22 protein-coding genes are annotated in these 19,814 nt (G+C 64.3%); 17 read left to right on the top strand and 5 right to left on the bottom strand.

The annotated features are described in order from the left end of the window. Genes M1248_RS03460 through M1248_RS03435 form a run of 6 tightly spaced genes read left to right on the top strand, consistent with a single transcriptional unit; the run spans position 1 to position 7,076 of the window. Complete coding sequence (locus M1248_RS03460) at positions 1 to 1,134, top strand: spirocyclase AveC family protein (RefSeq protein WP_317147550.1); 1,134 nt, start codon at positions 1 to 3, stop codon at positions 1,132 to 1,134. A 24-nt stretch (positions 1,135 to 1,158) separates the two neighbouring features. Continuing rightward, the gene (locus tag M1248_RS03455; RefSeq protein WP_163725980.1) at positions 1,159 to 2,169 is read left to right on the top strand and encodes an SDR family oxidoreductase; all 1,011 of its coding nucleotides are present in this window, start codon (positions 1,159 to 1,161) and stop codon (positions 2,167 to 2,169) included. Then, entirely contained in the window at positions 2,162 to 3,646 is a 1,485-nt protein-coding gene (locus tag M1248_RS03450) for an aldehyde dehydrogenase family protein (protein ID WP_163725983.1), read from the top strand. The genes M1248_RS03455 and M1248_RS03450 overlap by 8 nt, the downstream gene beginning before the upstream one ends. A 12-nt stretch (positions 3,647 to 3,658) precedes the next feature. After that, positions 3,659 to 4,900, top strand: a complete 1,242-nt coding sequence (locus M1248_RS03445) for a cytochrome P450 (RefSeq protein ID WP_317147549.1) — start codon at positions 3,659 to 3,661, stop codon at positions 4,898 to 4,900. Continuing rightward, positions 4,897 to 6,168, top strand: coding sequence for a cytochrome P450 (locus M1248_RS03440; RefSeq protein ID WP_317147548.1), 1,272 nt, complete (start codon positions 4,897 to 4,899; stop codon positions 6,166 to 6,168). The genes M1248_RS03445 and M1248_RS03440 overlap by 4 nt, the downstream gene beginning before the upstream one ends. Positions 6,169 to 6,194: 26 nt before the next feature. Further along, positions 6,195 to 7,076, top strand: a complete 882-nt coding sequence (locus M1248_RS03435) for a mycofactocin-coupled SDR family oxidoreductase (protein WP_163725992.1) — start codon at positions 6,195 to 6,197, stop codon at positions 7,074 to 7,076. A gap of 7 nt (positions 7,077 to 7,083) precedes the next feature. On the opposite strand, the gene M1248_RS03430 is transcribed toward M1248_RS03435, so the two are convergent. Continuing rightward, the gene (locus tag M1248_RS03430) at positions 7,084 to 7,731 is read right to left on the bottom strand and encodes a TetR/AcrR family transcriptional regulator (protein WP_163725995.1); all 648 of its coding nucleotides are present in this window, start codon (positions 7,729 to 7,731) and stop codon (positions 7,084 to 7,086) included. Positions 7,732 to 7,850: 119 nt separating this feature from the next. Here M1248_RS03430 and M1248_RS03425 point away from each other — a divergent pair, with 119 nt between their 5' ends. Genes M1248_RS03425 through M1248_RS03415 form a run of 3 tightly spaced genes read left to right on the top strand, consistent with a single transcriptional unit; the run spans position 7,851 to position 9,478 of the window. Continuing rightward, positions 7,851 to 8,045, top strand: a complete 195-nt coding sequence (locus M1248_RS03425; protein ID WP_317147688.1) for a hypothetical protein — start codon at positions 7,851 to 7,853, stop codon at positions 8,043 to 8,045. Beyond that, on the top strand, positions 8,042 to 8,827 hold the full coding sequence (locus M1248_RS03420) for a spirocyclase AveC family protein (protein ID WP_163725998.1): 786 nt from the start codon (positions 8,042 to 8,044) through the stop codon (positions 8,825 to 8,827). The genes M1248_RS03425 and M1248_RS03420 overlap by 4 nt, the downstream gene beginning before the upstream one ends. Positions 8,828 to 8,854: 27 nt before the next feature. Next, positions 8,855 to 9,478, top strand: coding sequence for a TetR/AcrR family transcriptional regulator (locus M1248_RS03415; RefSeq protein WP_317147547.1), 624 nt, complete (start codon positions 8,855 to 8,857; stop codon positions 9,476 to 9,478). 17 nt (positions 9,479 to 9,495) lie between these two features. On the opposite strand, the gene M1248_RS03410 is transcribed toward M1248_RS03415, so the two are convergent. Beyond that, complete coding sequence (locus M1248_RS03410; protein WP_317147546.1) at positions 9,496 to 10,200, bottom strand: SDR family NAD(P)-dependent oxidoreductase; 705 nt, start codon at positions 10,198 to 10,200, stop codon at positions 9,496 to 9,498. A gap of 36 nt (positions 10,201 to 10,236) precedes the next feature. Between M1248_RS03410 and M1248_RS03405 the strand changes: the two genes are divergently transcribed. From M1248_RS03405 to M1248_RS03380, 6 genes are read left to right on the top strand one after another with little or no spacing between them, the layout of a single operon-like run. Next, on the top strand, positions 10,237 to 11,250 hold the full coding sequence (locus M1248_RS03405) for a TIGR03621 family F420-dependent LLM class oxidoreductase (RefSeq protein WP_317147545.1): 1,014 nt from the start codon (positions 10,237 to 10,239) through the stop codon (positions 11,248 to 11,250). 10 nt (positions 11,251 to 11,260) lie between these two features. After that, complete coding sequence (locus tag M1248_RS03400; RefSeq protein ID WP_317147544.1) at positions 11,261 to 12,148, top strand: enoyl-CoA hydratase/isomerase family protein; 888 nt, start codon at positions 11,261 to 11,263, stop codon at positions 12,146 to 12,148. Further along, positions 12,145 to 13,446 (top strand): aromatic ring-hydroxylating dioxygenase subunit alpha, encoded by a 1,302-nt coding sequence (locus tag M1248_RS03395; protein ID WP_317147543.1) that lies wholly within the window; start codon positions 12,145 to 12,147, stop codon positions 13,444 to 13,446. Before M1248_RS03400 ends, M1248_RS03395 begins: the two co-directional genes overlap by 4 nt. Further along, the gene (locus M1248_RS03390; RefSeq protein WP_317147542.1) at positions 13,443 to 13,778 is read left to right on the top strand and encodes a hypothetical protein; all 336 of its coding nucleotides are present in this window, start codon (positions 13,443 to 13,445) and stop codon (positions 13,776 to 13,778) included. The genes M1248_RS03395 and M1248_RS03390 overlap by 4 nt, the downstream gene beginning before the upstream one ends. After that, positions 13,775 to 14,983, top strand: a complete 1,209-nt coding sequence (locus M1248_RS03385) for a CoA transferase (RefSeq protein ID WP_317147541.1) — start codon at positions 13,775 to 13,777, stop codon at positions 14,981 to 14,983. Before M1248_RS03390 ends, M1248_RS03385 begins: the two co-directional genes overlap by 4 nt. Beyond that, the gene (locus M1248_RS03380) at positions 14,983 to 15,876 is read left to right on the top strand and encodes a CoA ester lyase (protein ID WP_317147540.1); all 894 of its coding nucleotides are present in this window, start codon (positions 14,983 to 14,985) and stop codon (positions 15,874 to 15,876) included. The genes M1248_RS03385 and M1248_RS03380 overlap by 1 nt, the downstream gene beginning before the upstream one ends. A gap of 27 nt (positions 15,877 to 15,903) precedes the next feature. Here M1248_RS03380 and M1248_RS03375 read toward each other — a convergent pair whose 3' ends face one another. Genes M1248_RS03375 through M1248_RS03365 form a run of 3 tightly spaced genes read right to left on the bottom strand, consistent with a single transcriptional unit; the run spans position 15,904 to position 18,794 of the window. Continuing rightward, complete coding sequence (locus M1248_RS03375) at positions 15,904 to 16,905, bottom strand: hypothetical protein (protein WP_163726026.1); 1,002 nt, start codon at positions 16,903 to 16,905, stop codon at positions 15,904 to 15,906. Positions 16,906 to 16,915: 10 nt separating this feature from the next. Beyond that, positions 16,916 to 18,235, bottom strand: a complete 1,320-nt coding sequence (locus M1248_RS03370; RefSeq protein ID WP_317147539.1) for a peroxidase — start codon at positions 18,233 to 18,235, stop codon at positions 16,916 to 16,918. A gap of 1 nt (position 18,236) precedes the next feature. Next, on the bottom strand, positions 18,237 to 18,794 hold the full coding sequence (locus M1248_RS03365) for a hypothetical protein (protein ID WP_163686148.1): 558 nt from the start codon (positions 18,792 to 18,794) through the stop codon (positions 18,237 to 18,239). A gap of 327 nt (positions 18,795 to 19,121) precedes the next feature. Between M1248_RS03365 and M1248_RS33315 the strand changes: the two genes are divergently transcribed. Next, positions 19,122 to 19,415 carry a hypothetical protein gene (locus M1248_RS33315; protein WP_232076462.1) on the top strand — a complete coding sequence of 98 codons (294 nt, stop codon included), beginning with the start codon at positions 19,122 to 19,124 and terminating at the stop codon, positions 19,413 to 19,415. 47 nt (positions 19,416 to 19,462) lie between these two features. Then, a complete protein-coding gene (locus M1248_RS03360; RefSeq protein ID WP_163686147.1) occupies positions 19,463 to 19,807 on the top strand; it encodes a heme-binding protein in 345 nt (114 codons plus the stop codon). Positions 19,808 to 19,814 lie beyond the last annotated feature (7 nt).

Below are 19,814 nucleotides of genomic sequence, written 5' to 3'. Positions count from 1 at the left end.
ATGACCACTGAATCGAAACCGCTTGAAACCGAGCCGAAATCGCCGGATCCGGCTCGCACGGGCCCTAATTGGGGGCGCGTCATCGCCCTGTTCGCATGGCTCGGCTTCCTCGGTTTGTTCCTCGTAGTCGGGCGTACTGCAGTCGACCCGCGGGTGGCGAACCCGAACGTCGAGGGACGGCCCCGGCCGGTCGAGTTCCTGACAGGATTCGATCACTGGCAGATCATCCCGCAGGTCGGCGCATTGATCATGGTCGTGGTGCTGACCATCGTCTTCATCATCGGCTGGCGCAGAAATCCGGGCAGTCCGGTGTTGCTGATGGTCCTGGTCACGACGTTGATCGTGTGGCAGGACCCGATCATGAACTGGTCACCGTACGCGGTGTACAACCCGGCGCTGATGCACTGGCCGGAGAACTGGTATCTGATCATGATGTCGCCGACCGTCGAGCCGTTCATCGTGTTCGGATACGTCACGTTCTACTTCGGGCCCTACTTCCCGGCGATCTGGATTCTTCGCAAGATGCAGGCCAAGCGCGGACCGGAATCGTTCGTGAGCCGGCACCCGCTGCTCAGCCTGGGCGGGCTGGTGCTGGTGATCGGTTTCATCTTCGACGCGATGCTGGAGATCAGCCTGGTGCGCACGGGGCTGTACATCTATTCGCAGGCGATCCCGTTCGGAACATTGTTCCCGGGAAGCACCTTTCAGTTCCCCTTGCTCTGGGAGTCACTGTCGGTGACGTTCGTGATGATCCCGGCAGCCATCCTGGTGTACCGCGACGACACGGGAAAGTCGGTGGCGGAGAAGCTCGCGGCGAAGGCCAGGCTCTTCCCGAAAAAGCCGGTGCTCGGCACATTCCTGGTGATGTTCGTGATCATCAACGTGTCGTACTTCGCCTACGGCGGCTGGTTCTGGGCGATCAAGGCCAGCGGGCTTGCCACCTCCGTCGCGTGTCCGTGGCCGTATCCGGAGGCAAAGGTGTACGACCCGCAAGGGTATTACCGGGCGAACGGAGCCGAAGGGCCGTACTCGGTCGGCAAGTGGTCCACCTGGCAGCAGGGGCCGTCCCGCAACACCGACGTGGAGCTGGGATCGAAGAGTATGAGATGCGCGACCGAAACGGCCGACGGGTGATGGCGCTTGCGCGAAGAACAGCCGATGACTGAGCCTCGCAGCGTCGTCATCACCGGAGCGTCACGTGGTCTCGGCTTCGCATCGACCGTGCGCCTCTATCGCGAGGGGTGGCGCGTGGTCGCGGCAATGCGGACGCCTGATCGCGGAATGCCGCTGCTGCGTGCGGCGACCGGTGCTGGCGCCGACGACGACCGGTTGATCGGCGTGCAGCTCGACGTGACCGACAGCGCGTCGGTCGCGGCGGCCGCCAAGTCGATATTGGAAACGGTCGGCGCGCCCTATGCGGTGGTGCACAACGCCGGCATCTCGGCTGCGGGCATGGTCGAAGAGGCCGACATGGAGCTGTGGCAGAACATGTTGTCCACGCATGTGTTGGGCCCGGTCGAGCTGACCAAGGCGCTCCTGCCCGCCATGCGCGCCGCGGGCACAGGCCGAATCGTGCTGGTATCCAGTGCCGGTGGCGTCAGGGGTCAGCCGGGAATCGCCCCGTACTCAGCGGCCAAGGGCGCGCTCGAGCGATGGGGTGAGTCGATGGCCGGGGAGATCGCACCGTTCGGGCTCGGTGTCACGATCCTGGTCAGCGGGACCTACGACACCGACATCATCACCGACGCCGGCACGACTGACGACCGGAACTTCGGCGGACCGTACGCGCGTATCCACAACACCGTGAACACCCGCGGTCGGTTTGCGATGAAGCTCGCGCGGCCACCGGAAAAGTTCGCTGACGGATTGCTCAAGGCTCTCAGCGACACGGCTTCGTTCCGGCGCCACGGTGTCGGGCCGGATGCCTCGATGCTGTTGGTGTCCAACAGGATTCTGCCCGCGGCGGGTATGCATCACATGTCCCGCCTGGTCATGGGAATCCCGCGGCAGGGCACGATGCGCGACGGGGCCTGGCCATTGACGGGCACGCAACGGGCAATGGTCCTGGCTACCAAGATCATTCCGCAACCACTGATGCAGCGTTTGGCTGACCGCGCGGCGCGACGAGCGGCCGCCGTCTCCGACCAAGGGAGTGAGAGCAATGACTGAAGCCACTGCGGTTCGATTCGAGTCGAGGATGCTGATCGACGGCAAGCTCGTCGAAGGTGAAGCCGGTACCTTCACCAACATCAACCCAGCCAACGAAGACGTTCTCGGCGAGGTCGCGGACGCGTCGAAGGCCGATATGAACCGCGCGATCGATGCTGCGAGAAGGTCTTTCGACGAGACCGACTGGTCGACCAATCGGGAGCTTCGCAAGCGTTGCCTGCTGCAGCTGCACGAGGCGATCGAAAGCGAGCTCGAGGAATTGCGTGAGGAGCTCATTCTCGAGGTCGGGGCACCGCGAGCGGTCACGCACGGTCCGCACCTGGATGCTCCGCTGGAGGACGGCCTGAAGTATCCCGCCAGGCTGATCGACAGCTTCGAGTGGGAAACCGATCTCGGCGACAAGGTCGTGTCGGTGACCGGCGTCAACACCAGGCGGAAGGTGTGGCACGAGCCCGTCGGCGTGGTCGGTGCGATTGTGCCGTGGAACTTCCCGTTCGAGGTCACGATCAACAAACTCGGTCAGGCCTTGGCGACGGGTAACACCGTGGTACTCAAACCCGCGCCGAACACACCGTTCAACGCCACCCGGCTCGGTCGTCTCATCGCCGAGAAGACCGATATCCCAGCGGGTGTGGTCAGTGTGGTGACCGCCTCGGATCATTTCGTCGGCGAGGAACTCACCCTGTCACCGAAGGTCGACATGATCTCGTTCACCGGGTCCACCGTGGTGGGCAAGCGAATCATGGAGAAGGGCGCGGCGACGATGAAACGTCTGTTCCTCGAACTCGGTGGCAAGTCGGCGACCATCGTGCTCGAGGACGCGGACTTCAACACCGCCTGCCTGATCGGCATCGGTCCTCTCATGCACGCGGGCCAGGGCTGCGCGGCCCCGACGCGGATGCTGCTGCCGCGGTCCCGCTACGACGAAGGGGTCGCGATTCTTCGTGGCATCTACGAGAACATCAAGGCGGGTGATCCGCAGGATCCGGGCACGATCTGTGGTCCGGTGATTTCTGCCAAGCAGCAGCAGCGCATCCTGGGCTACATCCGCAAGGGTGTCGACGAGGGCGCGAACATGCTGGTTGGCAGCACCGAGCCGCCAGAGCAATACGACAAGGGATTTTGGGTCAACCCAACGCTTTTCACCGATGTCGACAATTCGATGACCATCGCCCAGGAAGAGATCTTCGGCCCCGTCCTCGTCGTCATTCCCTACGAGGACGAAGAAGATGCCATCCGGATCGCCAACGACAGCGTGTACGGACTCGCCGGAAACGTGATGTCGAGTTCGCTTGACCGATCGCTCTCCGTCGCGCGCCGTCTGCGCGCCGGCTTCATCGGCCTCAACGGAACCGCCGGATACGGCGCGGACACCCCGTTCGGCGGATACAAGGACAGCGGCGTCGGCCGTCAGAACGGCATCGCCGGATTCAGCCAGTACACCGAAGTGAAATCGGTGGCCTACCCAGCCCAGTAGGAGGAGCAGCACTTGTCCGATCTATTCGACGACCTCGAGGACTTCGGGGCGTTTGACGACGCCATCTCCGGCGACGTCCGTGACCCGTACACGGAGTTGGCGCGGATCCGCCGCGAAGAGCCGGTGCAGCGCCTCGAAACGTCCGGTGCTCTGCCGCACGAAGAATCGCTGCCGATGTTCATCGTGTATCGCCACGAGGACGTCCAGCAGATGCTGCGCGACAACGAGACGTTCTCGTCGTCCGCCGTCATCGCGGCCTTCGGTCCGGTGCTGGGCGAAGGGGTGATGCTCGGCATGGATGAGCCGATCCACGGTCGGCTTCGCGGCCTCGTCTCGAAAGCGTTCGCGCAGAAGTCGTTGGCACGGTGGGAGGACGAGCTGGTCGGTCGCGTCGCCAACGGCCTGATCGACAAGTTCGCGCCCAACGGCAGAGCAGATCTGGTCAAGGAGTTCACCTTCGACTATCCGAGCCAGATCATCGCCGGTCTGCTCGGACTGCCCGAGGAAGACTATCCCCAGTTCCAACGGTGGTCGATCTCGCTGTTGAGCTGGCTGATGAATCCCGAACGGGGACTTGCAGCCTCGGCTGCGCTGTGTGAATACTTCGCGCCGATCCTTGAAGCCCGCCGGGCCGACCCACGTGAGGATCTGATCAGTGCGCTCGCCGCCGCCGAGATCGACGGGGAGAAACTCAGTGACGAGGAGATCTTCTCGTTCCTCCGGCTCCTGCTGCCGGCCGGTGTCGAGACGACCTACCGCTCGCTGGGCAGCCTGCTCCTCGCGCTGCTGTCGAACCCGGACCAGCTCGAGGCAATTCGCGCCGACCGCTCGTTGCTTCCGCAGGCGATCGAGGAGGGCGTGCGGTGGGAACCGCCGTTGCTGACGATCACCCGTGTGGCGACCAAAGACACGGTGCTCGGTGGGGTGTCGATTCCCGCAGGCGCGACGGTGATGCCGATGCTCGGGTCGGCGACCCACCAGGAGGACCGGTTCCCGGACCCCAACACGTTCGACATCTTCCGTCAGCAGAAGAGCAACCTGGCGTGGGGCCACGGTGTCCACGTATGTCTCGGTATGCATCTCGCTCGCCTCGAGATGCGAACGGCCATCAATCTTTTGCTGGACCGGCTGCCGAATTTGCGGCTCGATCCCGACGGTGATGACCCGCATGTCAGGGGGCAGGTGTTCCGGTCACCAACGTCGGTACCGGTGCTGTTCGATCCGCAGCCGGCAGGAAGTGAGCACGCGCGATGAGCGATCTCGAGTCGATCGACTACTTCACCGACATGTCGCTGATCCCCGACCCTTACACGTATTACGACCAGCTGCGTTCGAAGTGTCCTGTGCAGCGGGCGACACCGTACGGTGTAGTGGCGGTGACGGGGCACCAAGAAGCGCTCGCCGCGTACAAGGATCCGGCGATGTCGTCGTGTGTCGCGGTGGCAGGTCCGTTTCCGCCGTTGCCGTTCACCCCGGAAGGGGACGACATCAGCGCCCTCATCGAAGAACACCGCGACGCGATTCCGATGGCGGAGCACGTGGTCACCATGGATGCCGCCGAACATCAGAAGACACGTGGATTGCTGAGCAGGCTGATCACGCCGAAGCGGCTCAGCGAGAACGAAGAGTTCATGTGGCGTCTGGTCGACCAGCAGCTCGAGAAGATCATCGACCGCGGTTCGTGCGAGTTCATGGAGGACTTCGCGAAACCGTTGGCGCTGTTGGTGATCGCCGATCTACTCGGCGTCCCGGCGGAAGACCATCAGGAGTTCAAGCAGATGATGGGCGCCGAGCCCCTCGGCGAGGTCGACGGCAACCAAGGTGAGACCGTCGCGCACAACCCGCTGATGTGGCTGGATGAGAAGTTCACGGAGTACATCACCGACCGGCGTCGGGAGCCTCGACAGGACGTGCTGACCGAACTCGCAGCCGCGACGTACCCGGATGGGTCGGTGCCGCCGGTGGACGAGGTCGTCAAGCTCGCGACGTTCCTGTTCGCAGCCGGTACCGACACGACGACGAAACTGGTGAGCACGGCGATGCGGGTGCTCGGCGAGCGGCAGGACATTCAGAAGTCCCTTCGCGACGACCGCTCGCAGATCCCGGCGTTTCTCGAGGAGTGCCTGCGGATGGAAAGCCCCGTCAAGAGCCACTTCCGGCTGGCCCGGACGTCGACGACCATCGGGGACTACGACGTGCCCGCCGGGACGATCCTGATGATGCTGCCCGGCGCGAGCAACCGCGATCCACGCAAGTTCGAGGACCCGAATGAGTTCAAGCACGACCGGTCCAACGTGCGCGAGCATGTTGCTTTTGGGCGCGGTCCCCATTCCTGCCCCGGCTCGCCGTTGGCGCGGGCGGAGGCGCGCATCGCGGTCAATCGGATCCTCGACCGGATGGCCGACATCCGCATCTCCGAGGAGATGCACGGGCCGGCCGACGATCGAAAGTATGGGTACGAACCGACATTCATCATGCGCGGCCTGACGGCGCTGCATGTGGAATACACTCCGAACCCATAGCTTCGCCAGCATTCAAGGAGTACGAGATGACCGGAAAGCTTGACGGCAAGGTCGCTTTCATCACCGGTGCGGCCCGCGGTCAGGGTCGGGCACACGCGATCGAGATGGCCAAGGAGGGCGCCGACATCATCGCGGTCGACATCTGCCGCGACATCCCGTCCAACCCCTATCCGTTGGCGACTCCCGACGATCTCGCGGAAACCGAGCGGTCGGTCAAAGAGACCGGACGCCGCGTCGTCGCCCGCATTGCCGATGTCCGGGAGCGTCACGAATTGCGCGACGCCGTCGAGGCGGGGGTCGCCGACCTCGGCAAGATCGACATCGTCGTCGCGAACGCCGGCATTCTGCCGATGGCCATGGGGAGAGCCTTCGACGCGATGTCGTTCGTCGATGCCAGTGACGTCGACCTGCTCGGTGTGATGAATACGGTCGCGGTCACCGTCCCGCATCTGCCCAACGGTGCCTCGGTGATCATCACCGGGTCGACCGCCGGAATGATCCGTGGCACCACCGACAACCCGAACATGGGTCCCGGCGGCAGAGGCTACGGCTGGAGCAAGCGCGTGTTGATCGAGTACGTCGAGGAGATGTCGATGGCGCTCGCGGACAGGATGATCCGCGTCAACTGCATCCACCCGACCAACTGCAACACTCACCTGCTGCAGAACGACGGCATGTACAGCATGTTCCGGCCTGACCTCACCCAAGAGGGCAAGCAGGCCACCCGCGAAGACGCCGAGCCGTTGTTCACCATCTTCCAGGCCATGCCGATCCCGTACATCGAACCCGAGGACATCGCGAAACTGGGGGTGTTCCTGGCCAGCGATGACAGCCGCTACATCACCGGCCAGCAGATCCGGGTCGACGCCGGCTCATTGCTCAAGTGGCCCAACGGACCTGGGGGATAAGCAGCACCTACGGGCGATGCAGGAACCCGTGCAGGATCGCCTGGACGAGTTCGTCGACGATCGCCTCGCGAGACGGCGGGCGATTTCCGAAGAACGTCGACCGTAGCGCGACCATGCCGACGATCATCGCGACCGTTGAATGTGCGGGCAGATCGGGGTGACCCGAATGCAGTCCGCGCAGGCGCATGCCCTCGCCGCTGATCTGGCCGAGCAGCGTCAGCGCTCGGCGGATGTCGGTGATCCCGGCACCCTCTATCTCCTCCTCGCTGAGGCCGTCGGAGGCGACGAGGGTCAGCAGAAGGCCCTTGTGCTCGACGAGGACGTCGTAGAGACGCCCGACGAACTGCCGGGACAATTCCTCTTCGTCGGTCTCTTCGGGCACGACGGCCTGCCAGGTCTTGCCGAAGTCGTCGACGAAGTTCGTGAACGGCAGGACCAGTGCTTCGCGGAACAACCCGGCTTTCGAACCGAAGTGGCGGAACAATAAGTACTCGGTGACCCCGGCGGCTTCGGCGATCTCACGCGTGGTCGTGGCGCGGTAGTCCTGGCGTGCGAACAGATCGCGCGCGGCGTCGAGCAGCAGCCTGCGTGCCTCTCCGCGCGGGCGGCGCGTCGTCGAGGTGGTCTGCTTTCCCGGTGACCCACGCTGCGGCACGGCTTCTCACTCTCCCCGCGCTGCGCGGCTAGTGGCACTCCACGATAGCTGTCCTTGACCTGAGCCCTGGTAATAGTGTCCACTATTACCGATCGCTTGATCGCTGAAGGGACGCGCTTGTGGGCCAACTCATCATGCTGGGCACTCTGTTCGGGCTGATTGTCGTGATATTCGGTGCGGTGATCTACTTCGACCCCGAGGCGCGCGGCCCGCGCGAAGAGCAGACAGCAGACGATGAGCGCTCGCGCGAAGAGCAGACAGCAGACGATGAGCGCTCGCGCGAAGAGCAGACAGCAGACGAGGCTGACCGGTGAACACCGAGATGACGCCGCTGCTGATTGCGTCCAACGCGTTCGGCTGGGGCAGCGGCATCCTGTTCGTGATCGCCGGCATCTACCTGAGTGTCCGGCGGGGTCGGTTGCACCCGCTGCTTCTGCTGTGCATTTCGGCGATCTCGTTCTCGTGGATCGAAGCGCCCTATGACTGGGCGATGTACGCGCAGTTCCCGCCGGCGCTGCCCCGGATGCCCTCGTGGTGGCCGTTGAACATGACCTGGGGTGGGCTGCCGTCCTCGGTGCCGCTGGGGTACATCGGCTATTTCTGCATACCTGCGGTCACGGGCGCGGCGATCGGGCGGCGGCTGTCCGCACGATTCAACTGGCGGCAGCCGCAGACCTTGTTGATCGTCGGTCTCGTCGTTGGCTTCTGCTGGGCCCTGATTTTCAACGCCGGCCTCGGCGCGCGGCTTGGAGTCTTTTACTACGCCTATGTGATTCCGGGTCTCGGACTGTTCGAGGGCACGCTGCATCAGTACCCGATCTACGACGCCATCGCGATGGGCATCCAGATGATGGTCTTCACGTACCTGCTCGGCCGACGGGATGCGGAGGGGCGCAATGTCATCGAGATGTGGTCGGACAAGCTGTCGAAGACGCGAGTCCAGTCGGCGATCGTATCCGTCATTGCCGTCGTCGTCCTCGGAAACGTGCTCTACGGCGCCGTTTTCGCGCCCCATCTGGTGACCAAGCAGATGGGTCTGGTGACTTCTGGTCCAGATGTGCAGCTCTTCCCCGGCGTGCCCAACCAACCGAGATAGTGCCGTTGAAGCAGTACAATTCGCCTGGTGGCGATTCGGCGTGGACGGCCTACCCAGGCGGAGACGAAAAAGCTCGACCTCGCGGTTCGTGAGGCCGCAGTCGCCACCTTTCTCGAATTCGGTTATGCCGGAGCCAGTATGGAGGCCATCGCCAAGGCCGCAGGCATCACGAAGCGCTCCCTGTACGCCCGCTATGCGGACAAGCGGGCGGTGTTCGCTGACGTCATCCCGTGGGCGCTGGCTCGCTACAGCGACGACGGCTCCATCGACGAGATCGACGAAGACGATTTGGAGACCGCGCTTCTGGCGACCGGACGCAAAGCGCTGACGCGCGCCACACATCCTGAGAACGTGCGACTCAAGCGGATCGCCTTCAACGAGGCCGCACAGTTCCCGGAGTTCAACGTCTCTGCGGAGTCGATGATGTGGGCCGGCCGCCAGCGCGCCGTCACCGAATTGCTGCGCCGCCACGAGGAACTCGGCACCATCAAGGTCGAGGACCTGGAACTGGCGGCCGAGACGTTTCTGGCGATGGTCGAGGCCGTGCCCGCGCGTATGGCCGACTTCGGCGTGTTCCGGTCGTCAGAACAGCAGGAGCGACATCTTCGGTACGCGGTGCGGCTGTTCCTGCGCGGTGTCATGCCCCGCTGACTGCGGCTTGCTGCGAGCTAGGTGCAGCGTCCACCGTTCACGCCGACGATCTGCCCGGTGATGTAACCGGCCTCCTCGGAGACCAGGAATGCGCAGGTTGCGGCGATGTCCGCTGGTGTGCCGATTCGCCGCACAGGGATCCGCGCGGCGATCTCCTCGACTGATCCGCCGAGCAGGCCTTTCGCCTCGGCATCGCGCAGCATCGGGGTGTCAATCGACCCCGGTGGCACCACATTGGCGGTGATTCCCTTTGGGCCGTATTCCAGCGCAAGGGTTTTCGTGAGACCGTTGACGGCGGACTTTGCCGCCACATACGCCGACTGGTACGGCGATCCGGAGTGGGTGCTCGATGAGGAGATGTTGACGATTCGGCCCCAGCCGGCGTCCAGCATGTCCGGCAGCACCGCCTGGGTCACATGAAAGACCCCGTTGAGGTTGACGTCGATGACCTTCGACCACTCCTCGGAGGTGAGGTTGGTGAATCGCCGGAACGAGGTCATTCCCGCGGAGTTCACCAGGATTGTGATCGGCCCGAGCGCGGCGCGGATGGCGTCGAGTGCCGCGTCGACCTGTTCGCGATCCGTGACATCGGCGACATAACCGAAGTCGGTGTCGCTCGGCGCCAGGTCGATGGTGGCGACGTGATTGCCGTCGGTGCGCAGCCGGTCGGCGATGGCCCGGCCGATCCCGGATGCCCCGCCCGTAACCAATGCTGTCTTCACGAGGTAAAATATACAAAACCGTATACTTATTGCGCAATGGCGAGTATTCTGAGCGTCGTGGCGCCAGGCGAATCTGCTCCTCTCGTGCGCGGAAAGCCGTTCCGCTTCGCCGTCCAGGCGACCAATGCAGCCGATGCGCGCGAGTGGCGCGAATTCGTCTGCAAGGTCGAGCAATTGGGCTACTCCACGCTGACGCTCGCCGACCATTACCTTGGACCCGGCCCGGCACAACGTGCCGCGCGGACGCCGCGCCAGGATCTTGCGCCGATCGCCGCGATCGCCACCGCGGCCGCCCACACGACGACGCTGCGCGTCGGCTGCCGTGTCTTCTGCATCGACTACCACGTGCCCGCGGTGCTCGCGAAGGAGATCGCGACGCTCGACCTGCTCTCGGGCGGTCGACTCGAACTAGGCATCGGGGCGGGTTGGAGCGCAACCGAATACGAGGCGATGGGGTTGACATTCGGGACCCCTGGGCACCGTATCGCGAAACTCAAAGAGGTCATCGCACTGATCAAGGCGCATTGCGCAGGCGAAGAACTTGACGTCACCGGCGAACACGTCAACGTCACCGGATATGCGGGTACTCCGCGCCCTGTTCAGCGACCCCACCCGCCGATCATGATCGGCGGTGGTGGCAAGCGGGTGCTGTCTTACGCCGGTCGGGAGGCCGACATAGTCAGTATCAACACGGTGGCGTTCACCGCGCGCAATGACGACGGACTCAGTCCTGACGAGGAAGCCGTGCGCCGCTTCGAATACGTCAGTGCCGCAGCGGGTCCCCGCGTCGGTGACCTCGACATCGAGAGTTCACCCTTCTTCGTCTCGATTGGTGACGACGCCGACGAGGCCTACCGGCACATCGCGGAGAAGTCGCAGATGTCGCCCGACGTCCTGCGCGACCATCCCAACGTTCTGATCGGCGCCGCCGACGCCGTCGTCGAAACCTTGCTGCGGCGCCGAGAATTCCACGGCGTCAACTACGTCACCGTCCGACAGTCCCACGCCGAGTCATTCGCCTCCGTCGTCGCACAGCTGGCGGGGTCGTGAAAGGAGCACGATGGCGAAGAGATCGAGATTCAGCGAGTACCAAAACAGCTACGCCAACTACAAGTTCGAGCTGACCGACGACGGCATCCTGTTCATGCAGTGCCACACCGACGGCGACAGCCTGGTGTGGAGCTGGAAAGCCCACGACGAAATGTCGGATGCCTTCGCCGACATCGCCGGCGACCGCGAGATCAAGGTGCTCATCCACACCGGAACCGGCGAGAACTACAACGCCAACTGGGGCCGACTGCCCAACGGTGAACCACCCGACGAGCCCGTGTACCAGGCGATGCCCGGCGACCGGGGCACGCACAAGCTCGACGAGAAGGCCTGGTATGCCAGGCATCTCATTTTCAATGTGCTCGACGTCGACGTCCCGATGATCAGCGCCGTCAACGGCCCCTGCAACATGCACTCCGAAGTGCCGATCATGGGCGACATCGTGCTGGCCTCCGAGGACACCTACTTCCAGGATGCGTCGCACTTCCCGCGCGGCCAGGTGCCCGGGGACGGCCAGCACGTGATCTGGAGCATCCTCGCCGGCCACAACCGCGCACGCTATTTCTTGCTGACGGGGCAGAAGCTCAGTGCGCAGGAGGCCAAGGAGTGGGGTGTGGTCAACGAGGTGCTCCCGAAGGACAAGGTGATCGACCGCGCCTGGGAGCACGCCCGGGAACTCATCAAGCGGCCACCGCTGACGCTGCGGTACACACGTCAGCTCTTCACCAATCCGCTCAAGCGCGCGTTCGTCAACGAGCTCGGCCACGGCCTGGGCCGCGAAACCTATGCCCAGCGGGTGTTTTTTCCATTCGGAGGAGAGATGGAACCGCTCGACCGACCCTGGGATCAGCAGCCCTGGTCCGACGGAAAACAGCCCAGTCAAGGAGTCACCCCATGACCGGAATTCAACAGAAGCTCGCCACCGGGCGCGGCAAGTTCACCACCGACTACCCAGACCTCGGCACGGGGCCGGTCAACTACGAGGACTCCATTTCCGAGGAGTTCTTCGCCGCCGAGCGCAAGGCTGTGTTCGAGCGCAGCTGGTTGTGCGTCGGACGCATGGAACGCCTGCCGCGCAAGGGTTCCTATTTCACCCGCGAGCTGCCGGGCCGACTGGCATCGATCGTCATCACCCGCGACCTCGACGACAACGTCTACGCCTTCCACAACGTCTGCGCGCACCGGGGCAACAAGGTGGTCTGGCAGGAACATCCGGCCGAGGAGTCATCGGGCAGTTGCCGCGCCTTCGCCTGCAAGTATCACGGTTGGCGGTACGGGCTCAACGGCGTCGTCAACCACATCACCAACGAGGAGGAGTTCTTCGACCTCGACAAATCGAAACTCCGCATGCCGCCCGTGCATTGCGAAGTGTGGGCCGGTTTCATCTTCATCAACCTCGCCGACGATCCGGTGCCGCTGCGCACGTTCCTCGGCGAGGGTCTGCTGGGAATGGAGACGTATCCGTTCCACCTCATGACGCAGCACTACGGGTTCTCCACGCAGATCAAGGGCAACTGGAAACTGGCCGTCGACTCCGTATGCGAGTGGTACCACCCACCGTATGTGCACGGCCGGTTCATCGACCCTGACGTGTCGAAGGCCGAGAAGATGGTGCCGCCGGTCGACTCCTACCATTACGACCTGTTTCGGCCGCACATGCTCACTTCCGTGCCGGGCCCGCCGATCCTTCCGCCGCGCGCACCGGGAAGTGCGGGTGAGCCGCGCCAGGATCAGCGATGGGTGTACAAGCTTTTCCGCGCAGGGCTTTTCGGGCCCGACGACGTGCCCGACATCGGCCCGTTGCCCGGTTTCCTCAACCGCGGCGAGATCGCATCGTGGGGCAATGACCAGTTCTGGGTGTTCCCGAACATCTCGATCCAGATCTGGGCGCGCAACTACTACATCACTTACACGTACTGGCCCGAGACAGTCGACACCCACATCTACGAGATCGACATGTATTTCGTGCCGCCCGCCAACGCCCACGAGCGCCTGGCTCAGGAAGTGGTTGTCGACAGCACCATCGAGTTCGCGATGCAGGACGTCAACACGATCGAGGCCACGCATTCGGCGCTGAAGACCCGGGCGCAGAACAGCTTTTACCTATCCGATCAGGAACTGCTCATCCGGCAGTTCCACTCCGTGATCCGCGACACCGTAGCGGCGTACCAGTCCGGTGAGGAGCAGAGGCCATGACGGAACGCCAACTACCGGAGGGCTTCTCCGAGCTGGAACAGTGGGTCGACGACTGGGCGCTGCCCACCCGTGCCGAACGCTATGCCGCGCGGCTCGACCGGCCTTACGACGACCTGGTGGCGTTCTACGACGGGATTGCCCCGCATGCCGAACGGGCCATCGCCTACCTCGACGGGCTCGACGTCAACAACCTCGACTCTGCGGCCAAGCGCCTGATGAACATGCTGTTCTCGATGATCCTGGTGTCGTATGCGGTGAACATCTTCAAGCAGAACCGCATCCCCGACTCCGGTGCAGCCTTCTTCGAGATGGTCGCCGAACCGGCGCTATGAGAACCCCGGCGAGCGCACTGCCGCTGTCGGGTTTGCGGGTGGTCGACGCCGCGACACTCGCGGCGGGCCCGCTGGTAGCGACCGCGCTCGGCGAATTCGGCGCCGACGTCATCAAGGTCGAACAGCCCGGAGTCGGTGACCCGCTCCGCACCTGGGGCGTGCGGCGCGACGACATCGGGCTGGTCTGGAAAAGCGTGAGCCGCAACAAGAAATGCGTCACGCTCGACCTGCGTACCGACGTCGGGCGCGACCTGCTGCATGGCCTGCTGGCGCACAGCGACGTCTTCGTCGTCAACACCCGGCCCAGCACTCTGGCCCGCTGGGGGCTGGACTACGAGTCGCTGCACGAACGGCACCCGAATCTGGTGGTCCTGCACGTGACGGGTTACGGCCTCGGCGGGCCCGCCAGCGACCGCCCCGGATTCGGCACCCTCGCCGAGGCGATGAGCGGATTCGCCCACGTCTGCGGGCAGGCGGACGGTCCGCCGACCCTGCCGCCCTTCATGCTCGCCGACGGCGTCGCCGCGCAGTCGGCCACCTACGCCGTGCTGGCGGCGCTGTATCACCGCGATGTCCACCGTGGCGGTGGTCAACTGGTCGACGTCAGCCTCGTCGAACCGTTGGCCCGACTCGTCGAACAGGCCACGCTGGCCTACGACCAGCTCGGACAGATCCAGGGCCGCACCGGCAACCGCGCTGACGCGAGCGCGCCCCGTAACGCATATCGGACGTCCGATGACAAGTGGATCGCGATTTCGAGTGCGTCGTCCAGCATCGCCGCCCGTCTCTACCGCGCCATCGACCGGCCCGATCTCGCGAACCGGCCCGAGTACGTCGACCCGATCCCACGCCAGGCCAGGGCCGACGAGATCAACGCCCTCGTCGCCGCGTGGATATGCGAACGCACACTCGCCGACGCGATGAAGGTGTTTCTCGCCGAACACGTTGCGGCGGCACCGGTCTACGATGCGGCGCAACTAATGGCCGACGAACATCTACGGGCAAGGGGAGTTTTTGTGTCGGTTGACGATCCGGATCTGGGGGAGATGACCGTACAGGCGCCAGTCGCCAGGCTGAGCGAAACGCCGGGCCGCATCGACCATCTCGGCCGGGCGCTGGGTGCGGACAACGATGCGGTCTACCGAGACCTGCTCGGGCTCGACGACGACCGGCTTGCGGACCTGCGCTCCGCGGGGACGATCTGATGCCCCGCAGAAGCGAGTTGGCGACACCGGCGAGCGATGCGCACATGTGCGAGAAGGCCGCGCGCAGCGGTGCCGATCTGGTGTTTCTCGACCTCGAGGACGCGTGCGCCCCGTCCGTGAAGGAATCGGCCCGCGCGACGGCCGTCGCGGCGCTGACCGGTCTGGACTGGGGCACCACCGTCCGAGCGGTGCGGATCAACGGTCTCGACACTCAGTGGTGCCACGACGACATCATCGAGGTCGTCACCGGGGCCCGGGACGCGCTCGACGTCATCATCATCCCGAAAGCGCTGACTGCACGTGACGTTTGGTGGGTCGACGTCCTGCTCACCCAATTGGAGGCAAAGCTCGGCCTGTCGCGTCCGATCGCGGTGGAAGTGCTCATCGAGGAGGCCGAAGGGCTACTGAATGCGGCGGAGATCGCGCGTGCCAGCCCTCGGGTGGAAGCGGTGATCTTCGGGGCGGGGGATCTGTCGGCGTCATTGCGGGCACGCGTCGACGGCAACTTCGGACCGGCCGGTGACTATCCGGGCGACTACTGGCATGCCGTACGGGTGCAGGTGCTCGCGGCGGCGCGCGCGGCAGGCGTCTACGCGATCGACGCGCCCTATCCGGGCTATCGGGACGAGGAGGGCTACCGGCGCGAGGCGCAGCGGGCGAGCCTGCTCGGATACGACGGCAAGTGGGCGATCCACCCGTCGCAGGTGGCCGTCGCGAACGAGATCTTCACCCCGACAGGCGAAGAACTCGCCGCAGCCCGCGCCATCGTGGCCGACTACCGGCGTGCGGAAGCCGGCGGAACCGGCGCGATCGGGCGCAACGGGAAACTCGTCGACGCGGCCCTGATGCGACATGCGGAGAATGTGTTGCGCAGAGCCGACCCCCGAGGATGACGCGTCAGGACAACTGAGCGGCGGGTGTTATTTCATGGTCGCGAGGTTGTGCCAGAGGTTGCGCAGGCTGTCGGTGCCGCCGAACAGGGTGGTGAAGTGCGTGGAGTCGATGAGCACGATGTCACCGGCGCGTTCACCCGTGGGCGGCATCCAAATCAAGGCGTTGAACTCGGTGTTGCCCTCCGCGGTGAACGGATGTGGTCGGTTGGGGTCGACGCGCTGACGCCCCAACACCCGCAGGTTGTCGTCCTCGGGTGCAGTGAGTTCGTAGTGCGGGAGATGCGGGTGGAAGTTGAACGTGGTGACGTTGTCGAGCAGCCGGGCCGCGTCGAGATCGAGATTTCCGGTCAACGGCGCGATCTCCTTCGTGCCTTCGACCACCGCGGGACGCAGTCCCCATCTGTTGTGGACGGGGACGTCGAGCGCCTTCATCAGTGAGCGGGTGTACTGACCGAAACGTTGCTGTCGCGGCACGAGGCGGTCGCCGTGATGTTCGTATTCGACCTGCCGCTGGGTGTAGTCGTCGGTGAATCCCACGTCGTGGTGGGGCGCCAGCAACAGGCACGTACCTTCTCTTTGCAGCCACTCGGAGATCGCCGCAATCTCTTCCGGGGCGGCCTCCTGTTCGGAGAGCAGATGGTCGAGGCCGAAAACCATCAACGTGTCGGTGTCGTCCAGGATGCGCTCGTCGATCGGCAGTTTGTATCCCGCCTGATCGATGCGCTGGAACACGGCGACGGGATGGCCGGTCGCCTCCTCGGCCAGTGCCTGGAAATCCAGGGTGGAACGGTGGAACAGCTCCAGCGTTCCCGCGATGCCCTGCAGGAAGTTCGCCGCGCTGTACTCCGGTGTCTCGTAGGCGGGCCATGCGACGTTGCGCACCTCGGTGATGGTGGAGAACCGGTTCTCGATGACGGCCGGATCCCGTTGCGACTCCCAGGGATAGCTCCACGTCCAATAGATGCTGATGCGGCGCCCGCCGGAGTGCGGCCGTGGGATGTGGCTCTGGTTGTAGGTGCGAGCACGCATGGTGATCCTCCTAGTCGCCGAGCGAAGCCAGGTAGCGCATCGCGTTCATCCCTGGCAGAAAGAAATACGCGCCGCCCCGAAGAGTGGTGAAGGCCGGAATGCCCTTGTGGACCTTGCGGATCGGACGCTTGGGCACGGTGAAGTCCAGCGTGCCATCCTGGGTGCCGCAGATCGGGTCGTGCTCGTTGCCGAGCTCGTGAAACGTCTTGTCATTGATCCAGACGTTTTGCGCGAATTCGAACTGCCGGACCAGATCGGCACAGATGATGAATGCCGCGATGCCGCGGTCCACGCCGTCGTCGGGCGCATTTTCCGGCAGTGCCTCACCGTACGTGGCGCCGCGGCGGATCATGCGCCGACGATTCATGTTGTGCGCGGTGTCGCGCGGATTCAACCGCCTGGCGTGAGATCCCAGCGGGCACGCATAGCCGAACGGATCCATCTCCTTGAAGTTGAAGTCGTTGTTGCGCATCGGATCTGCCCCGAGCTCAGGGTCATCCTTGTCAGGCGCCAAGACCAGTGGTGCGCCACTGCGCCAACGGCCCATGAACTTCGCCGCGAGTAGTTCCTGCTCGTCTGGCGTCTCGGCGTTCTCGCGGAGGTAGTCGCGGAATTCCGCGACGTGTTCCTGTAGCCGGCGGTAGGCCATGTAGCTGCCGTTACGTGACAACTCCTGTGGCTCAGGGAGGTTCGCCACCGGTCCGTTCTCGTCGGGATACCCGAGAATGAACTCGCCCGGTTCGAGTGCGGCACCGGATCCTGGCGTCGGTTCTTCGCCGGACCCCTTCATCACCGGCTGGGATAAGCGGTCCCGGAAACCGAAGTGATCGTGCGCGTAGTTGAACGGCGGTGTCGCATTGAGGTCCAGATACGACAGTGACCTCACACCGTCGGTGCGGGCGAGCAACTTGTCGTGTTCGGTGATGGAACGCTTGTACTGCTCGTCGTTGCGGGAGAACAGAATTGCGATCGCGTGCAGGTCGTCGCCCGCCAAACCGCCGAGCCAGTGCTCGGGCGCGGCGGTTCCGGTGTCGCCGAGAATGTCGGCGCGCGCAGCCATCCCTTCGCGAAACTCTTCGGGGAAGGTCGACAGCGATTCTTCGGACACCCCCAGCGCACGAAGACCGTTCCAAGTGAAGGCCAACGTGACCCAACGATCCGACTCGTCCATCGTGGCGACGGCATCGGTGGCCGACTGGGTCGTGGGTAGAAGCTCCGAAAGCCACGCCCTTCCGCCCTCGGGTGTGTCGAACGTCAGGAACTCGTACCGCCCGGTGATGGCCGGAGTTCGAGTCAGCAGGATGTGCTGGATGTCGTCGAATTCGAGCACGTCATTGCATCTGGTCGAGCATGGTCGAGAAAGCGGCCTTCAGTCTCAGCGCCTTCTTGATCTCGTCGGCGGTGACGTAGGGGTACTCGCCGTACTCCAGGAAGCTGGGGCACTGGTGCTCGCGGACGAACTTCACAAACGCTTCCGGGTTCTCCTTCCAATCTTCAGGAAAGCCTTCGAGATTGGTGAACACGGTGGTGATACCGGTGGCACTGAACAACGCGACCGCGTCTTCGGTGTACTTGTCGAAATCGGTGTCGAAGATGCCCTGATATTGAAAGTGCAGCCCGGACCCGACGTCGAAGAGCACCCAGCGGAGATAGTGCAGTCGCAGCGGCGCCAAGGCGTCCGGGCTGGCCGCGATCGTCTCCTCGATGGTCTTGCCGTAGGCCCGCACCGTCTCTTCGCGGCCCTCTTTGACCTTCGCGATGATCGAGAAGCCGTAGCAGGCCGGGGTGCGGGGATAGGTGGGGCCGTAGCGACCTCGCTCGAGCTCGAAGTAGCCCTCTTTGGGGATCGCCATCGCGGCGGGTTTCGACCACACTTCATCTCGCGACATTTCCGCCCCCAAGCCCCGACCCGGATAGCCGGACACTAGCACTCAGGGCTTGGTCCGCAGCGCGTTTCGCAGTACTAGGCACACAGCTGGCGAGCTAGCCGAGGGGTGTTTCGAATGGTACTGGCGTGCCCAAAGTTAGCTGGTCCCAGCGGCTTTGTCGTACGGCGGCGAAAATCAGCGGAGTCCGACTCTTAGCTTGGCCATTGCGGTTGGGTCAATTTTGCAAATCGCGTGGTGAGACGTGCTCGTGACCGTAGTCTGCGGGCATACGGATCCTTTCACTCGCGGAAAGGGGGAGCCGTGAATCTGTTTCACCGATATCTGATCATGGGGTTGGCTGTGGCATCTGTACCCATCGCCCTCGCCGGGGCACCCGAGGCCTTGGCAGATTGCACAAACGCCGGCGGCGCCACCGTGTGCGCTCAGGGCACGGTGCGCGGCGGGGGCCCGACCGCCCCCCAAGCGGGTCCGGCTTATCCGGGCTACTGCGCAGACCCCTGGTATTGCAGCGATGACTGGGGCGTCGACATCATCTGGGATCCCGGGCGTCCAAATCGCCCAGGAGGTCCTGGAGGCGGTGGCGGTGGTGGTGGCGGACGCCCAGGCATAGGCCCACGGTGACCGAGCAGCGCCAAGATCCGATTGTCCATTCGAGTAAGGAGCTTCATATGTTCTCTCGCAGCGTTCTAGGCGCCGGCATGATCGCCGGTGCAATGGTTTTCGGCAGCGTGGCAACGGCGGCCGCAGATCCGCCGAACTGCACGGCCGCCGACCTTGCGGGCGTGATGGCCGGCGTGTCCGCGGGCACGTCGTCCTATCTGTTCACGCACCCGGAGGTGAACGCCTTCTTCACAAGCCTCAAGGGCAAGCCCCGCGATCAGATGACCGCCGACATCCAGGCGTACTTCGACGCGAACCCTCAGGTGAGCAACGAGCTGCGCGCCGTGCGGCAGGCCGCGGCCGATTTCCGGGACCGCTGTAACGCGCCGATGCCCGACATGCCGATGGGCTAGTCCGGAA

Origin of the sequence: Mycobacterium sp. 29Ha, from assembly GCF_032883055.1 — a bacterium.
GTDB classification, from domain to species: domain Bacteria; phylum Actinomycetota; class Actinomycetes; order Mycobacteriales; family Mycobacteriaceae; genus Mycobacterium; species Mycobacterium gallinarum.
The sequence above is the reverse complement of the archived record's forward strand: the minus strand, read 5'-3'. Positions and strand labels throughout refer to the sequence as shown.

Bases quoted from the DNA above. Each gene is read 5' to 3' on its own strand.
- M1248_RS03360 (WP_163686147.1), top strand. From the start codon at position 19,463: ATGTTCTCTCGCAGCGTTCTAGGCGCCGGCATGATCGCCGGTGCAATG.
- M1248_RS03435 (WP_163725992.1), top strand. From the start codon at position 6,195: ATGACCGGAAAGCTTGACGGCAAGGTCGCTTTCATCACCGGTGCGGCC.
- M1248_RS03375 (WP_163726026.1), bottom strand. From the start codon at position 16,905: ATGCGTGCTCGCACCTACAACCAGAGCCACATCCCACGGCCGCACTCC.
- M1248_RS03385 (WP_317147541.1), top strand. From the start codon at position 13,775: ATGAGAACCCCGGCGAGCGCACTGCCGCTGTCGGGTTTGCGGGTGGTC.
- M1248_RS03405 (WP_317147545.1), top strand. From the start codon at position 10,237: ATGGCGAGTATTCTGAGCGTCGTGGCGCCAGGCGAATCTGCTCCTCTC.
- M1248_RS03450 (WP_163725983.1), top strand. From the start codon at position 2,162: ATGACTGAAGCCACTGCGGTTCGATTCGAGTCGAGGATGCTGATCGAC.
- M1248_RS03395 (WP_317147543.1), top strand. From the start codon at position 12,145: ATGACCGGAATTCAACAGAAGCTCGCCACCGGGCGCGGCAAGTTCACC.
- M1248_RS03380 (WP_317147540.1), top strand. From the start codon at position 14,983: ATGCCCCGCAGAAGCGAGTTGGCGACACCGGCGAGCGATGCGCACATG.
- M1248_RS33315 (WP_232076462.1), top strand. From the start codon at position 19,122: ATGGGGTTGGCTGTGGCATCTGTACCCATCGCCCTCGCCGGGGCACCC.
- M1248_RS03365 (WP_163686148.1), bottom strand. From the start codon at position 18,794: ATGTCGCGAGATGAAGTGTGGTCGAAACCCGCCGCGATGGCGATCCCC.
- M1248_RS03390 (WP_317147542.1), top strand. From the start codon at position 13,443: ATGACGGAACGCCAACTACCGGAGGGCTTCTCCGAGCTGGAACAGTGG.
- M1248_RS03455 (WP_163725980.1), top strand. From the start codon at position 1,159: ATGACTGAGCCTCGCAGCGTCGTCATCACCGGAGCGTCACGTGGTCTC.
- M1248_RS03460 (WP_317147550.1), top strand. From the start codon at position 1: ATGACCACTGAATCGAAACCGCTTGAAACCGAGCCGAAATCGCCGGAT.
- M1248_RS03400 (WP_317147544.1), top strand. From the start codon at position 11,261: ATGGCGAAGAGATCGAGATTCAGCGAGTACCAAAACAGCTACGCCAAC.
- M1248_RS03440 (WP_317147548.1), top strand. From the start codon at position 4,897: ATGAGCGATCTCGAGTCGATCGACTACTTCACCGACATGTCGCTGATC.